The 14,503-nt window shown below is 61.1% G+C and carries 12 protein-coding genes and 1 other RNA gene; 7 read left to right on the top strand and 6 right to left on the bottom strand.

The genetic code is table 11. The annotated features are described in order from the left end of the window. Window positions 1–269 precede the first annotated feature (269 nt). Window positions 270–1,358 carry a molybdenum ABC transporter ATP-binding protein gene (locus A37A_RS0112270; RefSeq protein WP_026195815.1) on the top strand — a complete coding sequence of 363 codons (1,089 nt, stop codon included), beginning with the start codon at window positions 270–272 and terminating at the stop codon, window positions 1,356–1,358. Between the two features lie 34 nt (window positions 1,359–1,392). Here A37A_RS0112270 and rnpB read toward each other — a convergent pair. The 3 genes from rnpB to A37A_RS17430 all read right to left on the bottom strand — a co-directional run bounded on the left by rnpB (window position 1,393) and on the right by A37A_RS17430 (window position 3,978). Further along, window positions 1,393–1,831: RNase P RNA component class A (gene rnpB, locus A37A_RS18545), an RNA gene on the bottom strand. Window positions 1,832–1,862: 31 nt separating this feature from the next. Next, a complete protein-coding gene (locus A37A_RS0112265) occupies window positions 1,863–2,501 on the bottom strand; it encodes an HAD family phosphatase (RefSeq protein WP_018291785.1) in 639 nt (212 codons plus the stop codon). 247 nt (window positions 2,502–2,748) lie between these two features. After that, window positions 2,749–3,978: an MFS transporter gene (locus A37A_RS17430; RefSeq protein ID WP_018291784.1), complete on the bottom strand. Its 1,230-nt coding sequence runs from the start codon at window positions 3,976–3,978 to the stop codon at window positions 2,749–2,751. A 202-nt stretch (window positions 3,979–4,180) separates the two neighbouring features. Here A37A_RS17430 and A37A_RS0112255 point away from each other — a divergent pair, with 202 nt between their 5' ends. The 3 genes from A37A_RS0112255 (at window position 4,181) to A37A_RS0112240 (ending at window position 6,760) form a co-directional block, all read left to right on the top strand. Further along, window positions 4,181–5,971 carry a PQQ-dependent dehydrogenase, methanol/ethanol family gene (locus A37A_RS0112255; protein WP_026195814.1) on the top strand — a complete coding sequence of 597 codons (1,791 nt, stop codon included), beginning with the start codon at window positions 4,181–4,183 and terminating at the stop codon, window positions 5,969–5,971. A 50-nt stretch (window positions 5,972–6,021) separates the two neighbouring features. After that, window positions 6,022–6,153 (top strand): hypothetical protein, encoded by a 132-nt coding sequence (locus A37A_RS21845; protein WP_020494405.1) that lies wholly within the window; start codon window positions 6,022–6,024, stop codon window positions 6,151–6,153. A 235-nt stretch (window positions 6,154–6,388) separates the two neighbouring features. Beyond that, on the top strand, window positions 6,389–6,760 hold the full coding sequence (locus A37A_RS0112240) for a 4a-hydroxytetrahydrobiopterin dehydratase (protein ID WP_018291781.1): 372 nt from the start codon (window positions 6,389–6,391) through the stop codon (window positions 6,758–6,760). A 68-nt stretch (window positions 6,761–6,828) separates the two neighbouring features. Here A37A_RS0112240 and A37A_RS0112235 read toward each other — a convergent pair whose 3' ends face one another. The 3 genes from A37A_RS0112235 to A37A_RS0112220 all read right to left on the bottom strand — a co-directional run bounded on the left by A37A_RS0112235 (window position 6,829) and on the right by A37A_RS0112220 (window position 11,011). Next, window positions 6,829–7,791 (bottom strand): NAD(P)-dependent oxidoreductase, encoded by a 963-nt coding sequence (locus A37A_RS0112235; RefSeq protein WP_255324920.1) that lies wholly within the window; start codon window positions 7,789–7,791, stop codon window positions 6,829–6,831. A 555-nt stretch (window positions 7,792–8,346) separates the two neighbouring features. After that, window positions 8,347–9,735: a dihydrolipoyl dehydrogenase gene (gene lpdA / locus A37A_RS0112225; RefSeq protein WP_018291778.1), complete on the bottom strand. Its 1,389-nt coding sequence runs from the start codon at window positions 9,733–9,735 to the stop codon at window positions 8,347–8,349. 25 nt (window positions 9,736–9,760) lie between these two features. After that, window positions 9,761–11,011: a pyruvate dehydrogenase complex dihydrolipoamide acetyltransferase gene (locus A37A_RS0112220; RefSeq protein WP_018291777.1), complete on the bottom strand. Its 1,251-nt coding sequence runs from the start codon at window positions 11,009–11,011 to the stop codon at window positions 9,761–9,763. 261 nt (window positions 11,012–11,272) lie between these two features. Between A37A_RS0112220 and A37A_RS0112215 the strand changes: the two genes are divergently transcribed. The 3 genes from A37A_RS0112215 to A37A_RS0112205 all read left to right on the top strand — a co-directional run. Continuing rightward, window positions 11,273–12,436 carry an XRE family transcriptional regulator gene (locus tag A37A_RS0112215; RefSeq protein WP_018291776.1) on the top strand — a complete coding sequence of 388 codons (1,164 nt, stop codon included), beginning with the start codon at window positions 11,273–11,275 and terminating at the stop codon, window positions 12,434–12,436. A gap of 83 nt (window positions 12,437–12,519) precedes the next feature. Further along, window positions 12,520–14,064: a tetratricopeptide repeat protein gene (locus A37A_RS0112210; RefSeq protein WP_020494403.1), complete on the top strand. Its 1,545-nt coding sequence runs from the start codon at window positions 12,520–12,522 to the stop codon at window positions 14,062–14,064. 235 nt (window positions 14,065–14,299) lie between these two features. Beyond that, window positions 14,300–14,503 (top strand): transposase (locus tag A37A_RS0112205; RefSeq protein WP_231363926.1); only part of this gene is annotated, 204 nt, incomplete at its 3' end.

Raw genomic sequence — 14,503 nt, 5'->3', positions numbered from 1 at the left:
CGCGGAGCCTGCCGTGGGCATAATCCTGCGCAAACCTTGTCCGAAAGCCGAATGCGGGAAATCCGCACGGTCGGTTTGATGAGCGGGGAGTGGAGACGGATGATAGGGAGAGATACTCAGGCACTGCCAGAACGAAAGGGGCATCTCCCGCTACGGCTCTCCTACGTCGCACCGCGCCACTCCTCGACTCTACACAAAGTTCGTACCCAAGGCGCAACGGTCCCTCGCTTGCCGAGGAAGAGTATCCTACGTTGTTTTACGACAAGCGGATGGAGCGGTTAACAGTCGATTTTCGATTTTGCTATCCGGGGGGAGGAGAGCTCAGCGCGTCTTTTTTTTTCGCTCTCGAGCCTCCCGGGGTGCTCGTGCTCTTCGGTCCCTCCGGAGCCGGGAAAACGACGATTCTCCGATCTCTCGCCGGGCTCGAGCGTCCTGCGGCGGGAAGGATTCAATTTCAGGATGAGGTCTGGATGGATGTGGAGCGGAACCTCTGGCTCCCACCGCAGCGGCGGAAGATCGGATATGTCGATCAGCGCGACGCGCTTTTTCCCCACTTGAACGTGGAGCAGAACGTGGCGTTCGGGTTGCGCGGCCTCCCGCGCAAGGAAAAGAGACGGCAGGTGGAGGAGTGCATGGAGAGCTGCAGGCTCCTCCCGCTGACGGGGCGCTCTCCGGCTACTCTTTCGGGAGGCGAGAGCAGGAGGGTGGCTCTGGCCCGGGCCCTGGCATGCCATCCTCGGCTGCTACTGCTGGACGAACCGTTTGGGGGCCTGGATGCGAGAGGGCGAGCGGATCTCGTGCAACTGGTTCGGAAGATCGTTCGCGAGCGATCGCTTCCCACGATTTTCGTCACCCATGAGGAGAGGGAGGCGGTGCTCCTGGGGAGAGAACTAGCCGTTGTGGGATCGGGGCGAGTGCTGCAGATCGGCCCGACGGCGGAGGTCTTGGCGAGGCCGGTGAATCGCGAGGCAGGGAATATCCTTGGTGTCGAGACCGTGATTTTGGGCCGGTTCCTCTCTGTCCGTGACGGCTTAGTCGAGGTGGAGGTTCCGGGCGGGACGCTCTTCGCGGTGGACCGGGGCGAGGCCCTCCCCGGGCTCGTCTATGTGATGGTGCGCGCGGAGGATGTGATTCTTTCCACCGCGGAAGGGGCGGGACCGGTGAGCGTTCGGAACCGGCTCCCTGGGCGCGTGGTGGAGCAGGAAGCCGAGGGGCACGCCGTCCGCATCCTCCTCGACTGTGGATTCCCCTTGGTCGCCCGGGTCACTCGAGGCGCCAGCCAAGAGCTTGGGGTCGCCGTCGGCAAGCCCATTTTCTGCTGGATCAAGGCGCATGCGATCCACCTCGTACCTCGCTGAGCCGGGTTTTCTCCGGAAAAGGAGTGCAGAAAAGAAGCGGCGCCGGAAGATAAGCCGGATTCTGTTCCTGAAAAGCAGCCCTTCCAGGCGACGATCATTTCTCTACCGATCGCACGTCGGCGATCGGTCCGCGACGGCAAGCCGCCGCAGTGCGGCCTGACCCGAGGTGTGCTCAAACGCTCGGCGCCGCGACGCCTGAGCGTCGGAGCGGCCAGGGAACCAGCACCTCTGTTTGGCCTTGCGCCGCGGGGGGTTTATCGTGCCTCGGCCGTCGCCGGCTCGAGCGGTGGGCTCTTACCCCGCCCTTTCACCCTTACCGCGCCTCTCCGGCGCGGCGGTCTGTTCTCTGTGACACTTTCCGTCCCGAGCGGCTTTCACCCTCTCGGTCCCGCGGTTTCCCACGGCCCGCTTCCCTGGTGGCGTCCGGACTTTCCTCTCCGCTGCAAGGCGGAGCGATCGCCTCTTCCAGCGCCAAGGTCAACTAACCAGTTTCCGGCGGTGGCGTCAACCGCCATCGCTAGCCGCATCCAGGGAGAGGGAGAGACCAGCGAGTGCAGCCTTCGTGGTCGCATAGCCGTGGTGACAGATGGCTTCGATCCCGAGCTTGCGAGCAATGTCGACAAACATCGGGCGGTCCTCGATATAGGCGCAACGGGAGGGAGGAGTCTGGGAGACGTCGAGCGCGAGTCGAAAGATGTCCTCGTCGGGCTTCCGCAGATGGACGAAGGACGAGACAATGAAGTAGTCGATGAACGAAGCCAGGTTGAAGGCTTGAATGCGGTGGACCTGCAACTCCCGGCCCTCGTTGCTCAATACGGCCACCTTGAGCCCGTACCGCTCCTTGAGCTTGCGCACCAGCTCGATCATGTCCGGAAAGGGACGAGACTGAGCGAACATGAACTGCCGAAACTCCTGCATCGTGAAAGGCCGGTTTTCGTAAAAGACGATGCGCTCCAAGTAGCCGTCTAGGGTCAGCTTGCCGACTTCGTAGGTGTCAAAGGTGAGGTGATGCCGTTGGTCCATTTCTCGGGGATCCAAATTGAAGGCTTCCGCAGCCTTCTGCCGGCAGGCCGTATCCCAACCGTTGGAAAGCAGGACTCCTCCGAGATCCAAGAAAAGCGTCGTGATGGCAGAGCTACTCATAAGAATTCACGCCACTCTTTCTTGTTTGCGGGCGCATGGCAAGTGGGAAGCATCGTTTAGCCTGCATGTCTCCCAAGCGTTCTCCTGCGGCTTGCGAAATGAAATTGTCTGCTACGTTGGGTCTTGGGTTTTTGGCCCTCCCCGCGGTATGTCGTCATACATCTTCGGTGGAAAACCGGCGCCGCGCCTCGCATCCAAGCAAGCCCATTTGCGGCGCCTCGGCTACGAGATTTGTGAGACATGCAGGCTAGAGGCTCTTTCCGGAGTCGCCGGCTTCGGAAGTCCGGGACGACATCCACACGGCGATCCCAAGGGAGCCTAAGGCGCAGAGCCCGGTGCCAAGAAGGACGGTAGCCGAAGCTCCGCAGAAGCGAGAGAAGAGCGCCGCAAAGAGGCTGCCGACCGGGAAAAGGCCTTGGAAGAAGAGGGTCGAAATTCCCACCACTCGTCCTCGTAGTTCTCGGGCCGCGTTTTCTTGGAGGAAGGCATTTGCCGCGGAAAGGAAGAGAACCAAGCCAAATCCCGCCATCCCGAGCAGCATTGCCGAGAAAGAGAACGATCGGGAGAGGGCAAAGCCTGCCGCCGAGAGAAGAAAAAGGCCGATGCCGCTGAAGACGATGCGGGGAAGCGGGACGGTTCGGACAAGAGCGGCCGCCGTTAGGCCGCCCAAGAGTGATCCCGCTCCGCTCGCGGAAATCAGCAGCCCGAGACCTTTTGGGCCGCTGTGCAGAACGCTCTCGGCAAAGAACGGGAGCAGCACGGTGTAGGGCCACCCAAAGATTGTGACGAATCCGATCAAGGCGGCCTGGCCCAAGAGAGCCCGTCTTGTCGCGAGATAGCGAAACCCTTCCCAAAGGGAAGGGAGCATAGACCTTGCCGAAGCCTGTCGGGGTGGAGCGGAAATCCGGAGGAGGCAGCCGAGCGAAACTGCGTAGGAAAGCGCGTTGGCCCAGAAGCAGGCGGCGACCCCTAGCGCAGGGATGAGAAAGGCGGCGACGATGGGGCCGAGGAACCGGGCTCCGTTGAAGAGTACGGAGCTCCAAGCGACGGCGGCGCGAATCTCATCCGTCGGCGCGGCATCGAGGAACAGGGCCTGGCGCGCGGGCAGCTCGAAGGAACCGGCAAGACCGATCGCAAAGATCAGGAGGCCAAAAGCAGGGAGAGAGAGAAGATGCAAGAAGGTGAGCAGTCCGAGCAAGAGAGCGAGCAGTAGCGCCGCCATCTGGGTGACGAGCACGATTCGCCGTCGGGCGATGCGATCGGCAACGGCTCCGGCGGGGAGCGAAAAGAGAAGAAGGGGAAGGGAACCGGCAAAGCCAAAGAGGCCCAGCCAGAACGGAGAGCCGGTCATTTGGTAGACAAGCCACCCTTGACCCACGTTTTGGACCCAGCTGCCGACGAAGGAGAAAGCCTGTCCCAGAAAAAGAGCCCGGAAGGAGGGTGAGCGAAAAGGTCTCAGGTGGGGAAAAATCTTCATGGGCATGCGCCTACTGCTCGATAGAATGCGCTCAGTTTCGTTCGGGGAAAGGGCGCGTGGCTCGGAGAGAAGACGGATAGGGGCGGCGAGACGCGCTTTGGGGGCGCCGAAGGGGAGAAGAGGAACGATCTGAGGAGGAGCAAGGATGAGGATGGAACAGGGAAAGGGGGGGAAGAAGAGAGGCCATGGCTACGGATCTCGGATGAGATGGATCTATTCGCTCGGCATCCTTTTGGCAATTCCGCTCCCCTTGCAAGCCAACGAGGAGCTGCTTCGGCTGGGAGCCGACCCCGGTCAATGGCCGATGCAGGCGAAGAACTACGAGGCGACGCGGTACAGCGAGCTTGACCAGATCAGTTCGAGAACGGTCGAAAAGCTGCACGTCGTTTGGAGCTTTTCCACGGGAGCCCTCCGTGGCCATGAAGGGGGCCCGCTCGTCATCGACAACACCATGTACGTTCACTCCCCCTTTCCGAACACTGTCTATGCGCTCGACTTGCGACAAAAGCCTTACACGATCCTGTGGAGGTATACGCCGGAGCAGAAGCCGTCGGCGGTCACGGCGGCCTGCTATGATACCGTCAGCCGGGGCGTGGCCTACGGGATGGGCAAGATCTTTCTCGGAACGTTGGATGGGCAGTTGATCGCCTTGGACGCTCATACTGGCGATGAAGTCTGGAAGGTGAAGCAGGGAGAGATCTCTCGCGGGGAGACGATCACCGGAGCCCCTATCGTGATCAAGGACATGGTGATTATCGGAATCTCCGGAGGCGAGTTTGGCGTTCGCGGTCGCATCAATGCCTACGACATCAATACGGGCAAACCGCGCTGGGTGGCCTACAGCCAAGGCCCGGACGATGACATATTGCTCGAGGGAGACTTCAACAAGGAGTGTCCGCGCCATGGAGGAGAGGGGGAGGGCACGCGGTCGTGGCCGGGAGAGCAGTGGAAACTGGGTGGCGGAACGACGTGGGGCTGGTTCAGTTACGACTCGGACTTGGATCTTTTCCATTACGGAACCGGCAATCCCGGGTCCTGGAATGCCGAGGAGAGAAAGGGCGGCGATAATAAGTGGTCCTGCACCCTCTGGGGGCGTCGGCCGACCACGGGGAAGGCGCGATGGGCCTTCCAGATGACTCCCTGGGATTCCTGGGGATACGATGGCACGAATGAGTTGATCCTGGTCGATCTTCCGATTGGGAACGCAAAGCGAAAGTGCGCGGTCCACTTCGATAAGAACGGATTCGTCTACACGCTCGATCGGGGAACGGGGGAGGTGCTCTCGGCTGTCCCCTTCGTCTACCTGAACTGGGCCAAAGGGATCAACCGAGGGGATGATCGGCCGATCGAAGTTCCGGAGAAGAGGGCCAAGCTCGGGATCGATGTGAAGAGAGTCTGCCCTTCGTCGATGGGGGGGAAAAACCAGCAGCCGGCGGCCTACGATCCGGAGACCCATCTGTTTTATGTCGGGACGAACAACCTCTGCATGGATATTCAGGACATGGAGGCTCGGTACAACCCGGGAAGCCCCTATGTAGGCGCGGATTTGCTGATCTACTCTGGGCATGAAGGAAAGGATAAGTATTACGGCGAATTCATCGCCTGGGATCCGGTGAAAGGAAGGCGGGTTTGGGAAATCCAGGAGCGGTTCCCGGTTTGGAGCGGGGCGCTGGCGACCGCCGGCGGCTTGGTCTTCTACGGGACCCTGGACGGATGGTTCAAGGCAGTCGACGCCCGAACCGGGGTGCTTCTTTGGCAGCAGAAGCTCGGTTCTGGCATTGTTGGCAATCCCATCGCCTTCCTCGGACCGGACAACAAAGAGTATGTGGCCGTTTATGCCGGGGTGGGGGGCTGGTTCGGATTACCTGCGGCCGTCAACTTGCCTAAGGACGATCCGCGGGCGGCCATGGGTGCCAACGGCGCGGCCGATGACTCTGGCCTGCCGCAATCGACAACCCCAGGGGGCGAGCTCGTCGTCTTCGGTCTCGATTAGCGCCCCTGGGTGCCGGTAACGTAAGGAAGCGAGTAGGACAGCGAGGTCTCGTGCGTTTCCCGGTACCGGTTGCCGTTCTCACTTTCGAGGACACGATCACGACTCCGCTTCTGCCGGGCTTCTCCATGAAAATCCCGAAGGTCCGGCAATCCCTTGCGATCGGCAAAAAGCGAATCGGCTAGGAGGATGGCCGAGAAGAAGCCGGCAGGCGCTGGAGTCGTTTGGGATCAAGCCGCTCCGTGTCGGGGAGGATCCCAAGAGCATGGACGCGCTTCGCTGCCAGAGCCCTTTGAGGTGGACTTCGGCAAAGGATCGATGGAGGGGATAGAGTCGCGCACCCCAATTCTGAATGAGCGGTCCAGCCAAGGCGCTCCCCTGTCCCTTTGCGATTGGTGTGAGGAAGGATAAGCTCTGGATATGAAGACCACACTGACACAAGAACGCTGCATCGCCTGCCGGAAGGATGCTCCTCGCCTCACGGACGCCGAGGTCGCGGGTGTGCGGCACGAGGTTCCCGAATGGGAGGTGGTGCAGAGGGAGGGCATGCCGATCTTGGAGAGAGCATTTCCCTTTCCCGACTTTGCCAGCGCCTTGCGCTTCGGCCAACGGGTCGGAGAGCTCGCCGAAGCAGAGGGGCATCACCCCGCCATCCTGACCGAGTGGGGGAAGGTGACGGTGAGTTGGTGGACGCACAAGATCCTCGGCTTGCATCGGAATGACTTTGTCATGGCGGCAAAGACGGATCTGATCTACAAGGCCGAGGCCAATCCCTCCCCTCGGAAGGAGTAAAAGAAGAGAGCCTTCCCGGTCGGGAAGGCTCTCAGCTCTCTTGCGGACGTTTGTTCTCGTTGAGCCAACTACTCGGGAATCTCGCGGGCCCTTCGGTCGAGAAAGGTGAGCTCGGAAATCGCGGACTTGTCGAGTTCGCCTGCCCCGAGCTTGACCAGGCGGTCGTATTGGCATTTCGTCGCATCGGCCAGAGCGATTTGCAAGCCGAGTTCGCGCGCCAGGGCCAAGGCAATTCCGGAGTCCTTGGCCGCATGCTCGGCGGAGAAGAAGCAGCTATGTTCCCGATTCTGCATGTCTTCCCCGTCGGTCTGTAGCACGCGCGAAGCCGCTCCAGTTTGCGCGAAGACATTGCGGATCATATCGAGATTCAGTCCGAGAGCATGAGCCAGCCCCAATCCCTCGGCCAGCGCGAGCGTATTGATGTTCATGACCATGTTCACCAACGCCTTGACTTGGGCCGCCTTGCCGGCGGTTCCCGCGTAGGTGAGAGCCGTGCTCAACGCATCGAGGACAGGCTTCACCTTCTGGAAGACCGCTTCCTTACCGCCGACCATGAGATAGAGCTTTCCTTCCCGGGCTTGCGGGATGCTCGAAGCCATGCAGCCTTCCAGGCTCGAGGCGCCAACTTTACCGACGATCTCTTCGACCTTGACGTGTACCTTTGGGCTGACCGTCGCGCAGTTGACGAAAATCTTTCCCTCCGCCTTGCCTCGTAGGAGGTTGTCGCTGGGGGACTCAAAAATGCCAAGCTGGGCCTTATCATCGGTAACTACCGTGAAGATGATGTCGGCCAACTCAGTGACTTGGGCGAGAGTGGAACAGGCTGTTGCCCCGATTTCCCGCGCTAGGTCAGCCGTCACCTCGGGGCGCACGTCGTAGACTGCGGTGACTTTGAATTTCTTATCATGCAGGCAGCGGGCCATATTGGCTCCCATGCGCCCCAGCCCAACAAAACCGATCGTATCGCTCATTGCTTCCTCCGATTTCCAAACAGGTTTTCTCTCATATTCCTCTCCCCAGGGAAAGCCCAGCCTTCGCCAAGGAGACCCTTCCGCTGGCCGAAGATCGCTCCTCCGGCTTATCTGCGGCAGCCTCTAAGAGCCAATCGCCATGGCAGCGCCGAGCGTTGCCGCGAGTCTGCTTTATCGAGTTTTGCCGTAGAACCGCCTTTGGCTGCCAAGCTCCAAAGCGGAGTCCCATTTAAGACAGCAGTTGTTGCGAGAATCAAGCTCCTCTCCACGGTTTGGCAAGACGAATTTCCGTGACGGCAAGCTCCTCGGACGTCCAGTTTCACCGGGGAACGAGATCGCTCATTCGCCGAAAACAATCGTTTGCCTCAATAAGCCTTGCATTTGGCGGACATGCAGCGGGAGCCAGCGAGGAAGCCCCGCGAAACATCGTTTCTTGCGCCCGACTCTCTGCTAAAGTTCGTACCCGAGGCGCGGCGAATGGACCTGGATGCAAGGCGGGACGCCGGTTTTCCCCGGAGCTGTATGACGACATACTGCGAGGAGGGAAAACCAAGCCCCAACGAAGCAGCCGGCCAATTTCGCGAGCCGCAGGAGAACGCTTGGGAGATATGCAGGCTAAATGTGCAGCGGCCGCTTTTCGGCGACCAGTGCGGCTTCGCCGATCATTTCGGAAAGGGTCGGATGGGGGTGAATCGCCTCGTGAAGTTCCGCCGAGCTGCCCTCGCAGGCGCTCGTGACTGATAGTTCGGCGATCAGCTCGCTGGCGTCCGCTCCAAGGATGTGCGCGCCGAGGATTTCGCCATGCGGTTCGGCAAAGAGGATCTTGACGAATCCCGTGGGATCTCCAGAGGCCATCGCCTTTCCGTTTGCCGCATAGGGGTAGCGACCCACGCGGAAAGCCAAGTTTCGCTCGCGTGCTTGTTCTTCGGTCAGCCCTAGCATGGCTACCTGGGGTTGAGAATAGACACAGGAGGGGAAGATGCCGACGCGGGCGGGTACTTTTCCAGGAACGAAGATTCCCTCGACTGCCTCCAAGCCCTCTCGGAATGCAACGTGAGCCAGGAGGGGAGGGCCGATGAGATCCCCCGCGGCGAAAACACCGGGACTGGAAGTTTGATAGCGCGAATCGACTTTGAGGAAACCGCCCTCCTGCTCCAGCGCGACACCGGGAGCCAAGCTCGAGTCGATGTTGGCCTCCACGCCGACAGCCACGAGGACGGAGGCGACTTCGAGCCGCTGGCGATTTTTTCCTGAGACATCGAGCGTGACGGAGTTTTCCTCGACGCGCGCGGATTCCACCTTGGCCGAGGTGAGGATTTGGATGCCCCGCTTGGCAAGAGATCGCTCTAATCCCTTGGCCACCTCGCCATCGCTACCAGGAATCAGCCCCGGCAGGAGCTCGATGAGGGTGACTTGACAGCCGAACACGGAGTAGAAGTAGGCGAATTCGACCCCGATGGCTCCTCCTCCGATGATGGCGATCGATTCGGGGCGTTGCGTCGAAGCGAGGGCCTGCCTGCTGGTCATGACGCGCTCTCCTTGCAGAGGCAGGAAGGGCAGAGTCCTCGGTCGGCAACCCGTTGCCAGGAGGATGTGTTCCGCCGCAAGCGTTTCTTCTCCGTCCTCTCGGAGGAGTCGGATCCTTCGACCGGGCTGGAGAAGGCCGCGGCACCGAAAGAACTTCACGCCACGGGCCTCGAAAAGATGATCCACTCCCCTGGCCATCCGGTCTGCCACCGAGCGGCTTCGGGCGATCACGGCCGGAAAGTCGAAGGCATGGGCGCTCGACCGGAGGCCAAATTCCTCGGCTCGCCCAAAAAGTTCAAAGACTTCGGCACTCTTGAGGAGCGCCTTGCTGGGGATGCATCCCCAGTTTCCGCAGGTGCCGCCGAGCTTCTCCTGCTCCACGCAAGCGACTTTTTTTCCGAGTTGAGCGGCCCGAAGGGCGGCCACGTAACCGGCGGGCCCGCCTCCCAGGACAATCAGGTCGTAAACTTCGGGCATAGATCCGTGAGGGTTTTCCGGTAGCTTAGAGAAGGAGGGCGAGCGGCCGTTCCAGCAGTCCTCTGACTTCCTGGAGGAAGCGGGCTCCGATGGCGCCGTCGACGATCCGATGGTCGCACGAGGCCACAAGACGCACGCGGTGACCCGTGACGATCTGATCCTTCGCGTCGACTACCGGTTTTTTGGTAACAGCTCCTACTGCCAGGATCAACGCTTGGGGAGGATTGATGATCGCGGCAAACGACTCGATGCCGTACATTCCCAAGTTCGAGAGAGTCAGTGTCCCTTCTGAATATTCTTCGGGCTTGAGCTTGCGCTCCCGCGCCCGTGTCGTTAGTTCCTTCCCCTCCCGAGCAAGCTTGCGTAGGGACTTGTCTTGCGCATTACGGATGACGGGGGTGATGAGGCCATCTGGCACCGCGACGGCAAGGGCAAGATGAACCGCTCCGTATTGGCGGATGGCTTTTCCTTCCCAGGAGACGTTTACTTCGGGTACCCGACGAGCGGCCTCTGCCGTCGCCTTGAGAAAGAAGTCGTTGATGCTGAGCTTTTCGTCCGAAGGCAAGGCGGCGAGAGCGTCGTTGATCTCGTTTCGCAGAGCGAGCAGGGGGGCGGCATCGATCTCAATTTCGAGGTAGTAATGAGGAATCGAGGTTTTGCTGGCCAGGAGGCGAGCGCCGATCTGTTCCCGCATCATGGAGAGAGGAAGAAGCCGTGTTTCTTCTGAGGGTGCGTCGCGGGGAGGAGCGGGAGCTATGGCCGTGCGGCTGGAGAGAGCCTGGACCACGTCGCGTTGGATAATGCGACCTCCCGGCCCACTTCCCGAAAGCGAAGTGAGGGGTAGCCCTCCTTCTCGGGCAATCTTTTTAGCCAAGGGTGAGGCTCTAATGCGCCCTGATTCGTCCCTAGAGATTCCGCTAAGTTGCGCGGAGGGGGCTTTCTCCGGCTGGTTCGACCTAGGGGAGGCTGACGGGGACGGCTGGGCCGCAGCGTCCGGGACCGCCGCCACCCCAGGAAAAAGGTTTTCGATCGACTCGTCGGCGGAACCGACAATGGCGATCGGTGCGTTCACCGCCGCTCGCTCGCCTTCTTGGACCAGGATCTTTCGTAGCACTCCTGATTCAAATGCTTCCAAATCCATCACCGCCTTGTCCGTCTCGACTTCAGCGATCACCTCGCCCTCCTCGATTGCTTCCCCCTCCTTCTTTCGCCAGGTGACAAGACGGCCTTCCTCCATGGAAGGGCTCAACTGGGGCATCGTGAGTTGCTTCGCCATATCTCTTTCAGACAAATCGGCTTCCGGGACAGGACGCCGTGCTCTTTGCTTGCGCGAGCGTAGGGATAGCCAAGATCAAGGGTCAAGTACTTTTCGGTTTCGCTCGCCATCGCGGCGAGAGGAGGACCCCAATCGCAGTTAGGCTGTCGAGAAGGTTGCGGATGAGACCCGGCCGATGTCAAATCCGAGGAAAGATTTCCGTCGGACAAGCCGCCCGGGGCAGTGGCGGTCCGGTGGAGGAACCGATGAGGAAAAAGGACGATGCTGACCAAGGTGGAATTGGGGCAGCGCTTGCGCAGGAGCCGGGAGAGCGCGGGGTTGAGCCAGAAGGAAGCGGCGGCAGAACTGGGTCTTCCTCGTCCTGCCATTTCGCAGATCGAGGCGGGCAAGCGGGGGGTGGACGCCCTGGAACTCATGCGGCTGGCGCAGCTCTACGGCAAGCCGGCCTCTTGGTTTTTGGAGCTTGGCACGGGTGCGAATCCACTGGACGACGTGACGAACCTGGAGACCTTCTCGAAGGCCGACCAAGACATGCTTTCCGGCTTTGTTCGCTTTTGCGAGGCGTACGGCTGGATCGAAGCGTTGCTGGAGCTCTCCCCGGCCTCCCCGCTGCCGGATTACGGGACACCGGTCGACCCGGAGGGCGAGGGGGAAGCGATCCGCCAAGGAGAAGCTGTGGCCGAGGCGGAACGGAGAAGACTGGGGCTGGGAGGAATCTGTGGAGAAGGGGTAGAGAGCTTGCTCGATCGATTGGGCATTCGGCTTTCCACTCGATACCTGCCCACTTGCCCCGTGCGGGGCGCGTTTCTCTTCCATCCGCGAGTAGGTGCCGCCATTTTCGGCAATTCAGGATGCCGGGGAGAGTGGCTGCCGCTGATTCTGGCGGAGGAGTTTGGGCATCTGCTCTTTGATCGAAGGTTGGGTGGGGCAATCCACGGAGTATTCCCCGAAAAGGGGAATCCGCCCCAGGATTTGCGGTCAATCCGTGCCCACCGGTTCGCATTCGCCTTCGTTCTCCCGGCGCCCGAGCTTCGGAGGATTTTGCTTTTCGATCCGGAAGCGCGCATCGAGGCCGGGCATCGCCTCGGCGTTCCGGACCTTTTGCTTTCGCGGTGGATGTTCCGCTGCCCGGCGGAGGTTCTCTGGGAACGGTGGGAGCAACTGGGTTGGGTCCGACCCGGTCAACGAGAACGTCTTGGTTCGGTGCCCCCGGCCGACTGGAGCCGCAGGTACGAAGGGCGAGGGAGAAAGGAGGGGAAAGTGGAGCATCCCTATCCCGGCCGATTCTTGCGCCTAGTTCTTGAGGGCTGCAAGAAAGGACAGGTCTCTCGGGAGCAACTGGGGACCCTGCTGGGCCTGGACCGAATAGAGGCAGGACGCTTGATGTCCTGGTTGGACAAGTGCGCGAGATCAGATCTATGCTGAGCGCGCCCTTGCTTAGAGAGATGCTGGGCGCGTATGGTTTCATCCGGAGCGGAGCGTGTGGTCCGGCGTGCGCGCGATGACGTATGAGGGACGTGGGCAGATGGATTCTCGTCGGGGTCGCAACAGGAATCTGGACATGGTTCGCGTTGGCCTCGGCTCCGATGGAAGCTCGGGGAGCCCCGACCTCCCCGCAGGACCGTTTCCTTGAGGCTTACGTCTCGCTGCGGGACGCGGACAGGCTTTTGGCCCGCAAGGACTACGCCGGGGCGAGCCGAGGATACCAGCAAGCCCTCTCCCAACTTTCCGAGATCCGCCGGTATTATCCGGATTGGGAACCTGCGGTCATTCGCTATCGGCTTCGCTATACAACGGAGCGGCTCGCCGCGGTCGGGAAGAAGATCACTCCCCTGCCCCAAGGGTCACCTCCGCTCCCTACGGAAGGAGGCTCGGGACGGGCACCCGCAGACCTCCAGGAACTGGTCACGCTCAAGGCTCGGATCGCCGATCTGCAGGCGGCACTCACGCGTTCCCAGGTGCAGCGAGACCAGCTCTTCGCCGATCTCTCCCGCTTGCAAAAGACGGCTCCGGAGCGGGGAACGAATCCCAACGGCTCTCGTCTCGCGGGCCGAGGAGACGTGGAACGATTGGCCAACCGATTGGAACAGAGCGTCGGCCAGTCGCTGGAGACACTCGACGCTCTTCAAAAGGAAAACAGCTCCCTCCAAGGCATTCTCGGCCGGTTGCGCCAGCAGGTCACCGAGATCCCCGCGCCCGCCAAGGGACTATCTCGCCCATCCGAATCCAACGACCGAGCAGCGCTTCGACAGGAAAACCTGCTCCTCCGAGCGGCCTTGGCCGATCTGTCCGACCAGGCCAGGCGGCTGGAAGGCGAAAAACAGCAAATCCTGACGGAGTTTCGCAGAGGATTCCGGCAAGGCACGGAGGGTGAGGTCGCCAGCCCGCTCGTCCAGTCGGAGGCAGCGGCGCTCGGGAAGAAGAGTCCGCTGCCGCCGAGAGGTTCGCCAGTGACCCCGCTCGACCGGGCGGCGGAGCGGGCCTCGACTCCGCTCCAGATGGCAGAGCTCAGCCAGATGCTGAACGAGGCGGCGAAGCGTTATGGCGAGGGGCGCTTGGCCGAAGCAGCCGATCTTTACGAGCGGATCTTGGACAAGGAGGTGCGCAATGTGACCGCTTGGTGCAACCTCGGGGTAGTCCGGTTTGCCCAAAAGCGTTACGGTCAGGCGCAGGAGGCTTTGCGCAAGGCAATCGAGCTCTATCCGAGGGATCCCTATCCCTACACGGTGCTCGGGATGGCCTACTATCGGGCCGGATCGTATGCTCTGGCGGCGGCTGTCCTGGAGCGGGCGGTGGCGATCGACGAAAACAATGCCCGCATTCGCAGAGAGCTTGGCTTGGCCTATGCGGCCAACGGAAAGGAGACCGCTGCGAAGCGGGAGTTGCTCAAAGCCTTGGCCCTCAACCCATCCGATGGAGAGAGCCATTTCAACCTAGCGCTGCTCTACGCTTCCGAAGTTCCTCCGGAAAAGAAGAAGGCCCGCCTCCACTATCGTTCCGCGCTGGCCCTAGGCATGGCAAAAGACGTCGCCTTGGAAAGCGCTCTTCATTAGCCTGCCTGCGTCACAAAGTTCACAAGCCGCAGGAGAACGCTTGTGAGACATGCAGGCCAGTGGGCGGTCGTGTAGCAAGTCACGAAAAGAGCCTATCCGAAAATTTGTGTGCGGGTCACAACCGAAGTAGAAGGAGATGAAAATGGAAAGGGAAGTGACCACGAGCAACGAGCAGGAAGCGCAGGACCGAGGAGGCAAGAAGCCTGGGATCAGTGCGGCGATCATTGAAGAGCTGATGAAGGACTACCAGAAGCCGGAAGATCTGGTGGGTCCTGGGGGGATCATGGAGCAGCTGACCAAGCGGCTCTACGAGCGGGTGCTGGGAGCGGAGATGACCCACTATCTGGGTTACGAGAAGGGCCAGGCGCCCAAGGGCGAAGCGGGCCGGAGGCGGGAGAACCATCGGAATGGGACCAGCAGAAAGACCTTGGTGAGCGAG

It is taken from the genome of Verrucomicrobium sp. 3C, from assembly GCF_000379365.1.
Classification (GTDB): Bacteria; Verrucomicrobiota; Verrucomicrobiia; order Methylacidiphilales; family Methylacidiphilaceae; genus Methylacidimicrobium.
The sequence above is the reverse complement of the archived record's forward strand: the minus strand, read 5'-3'. Positions and strand labels throughout refer to the sequence as shown.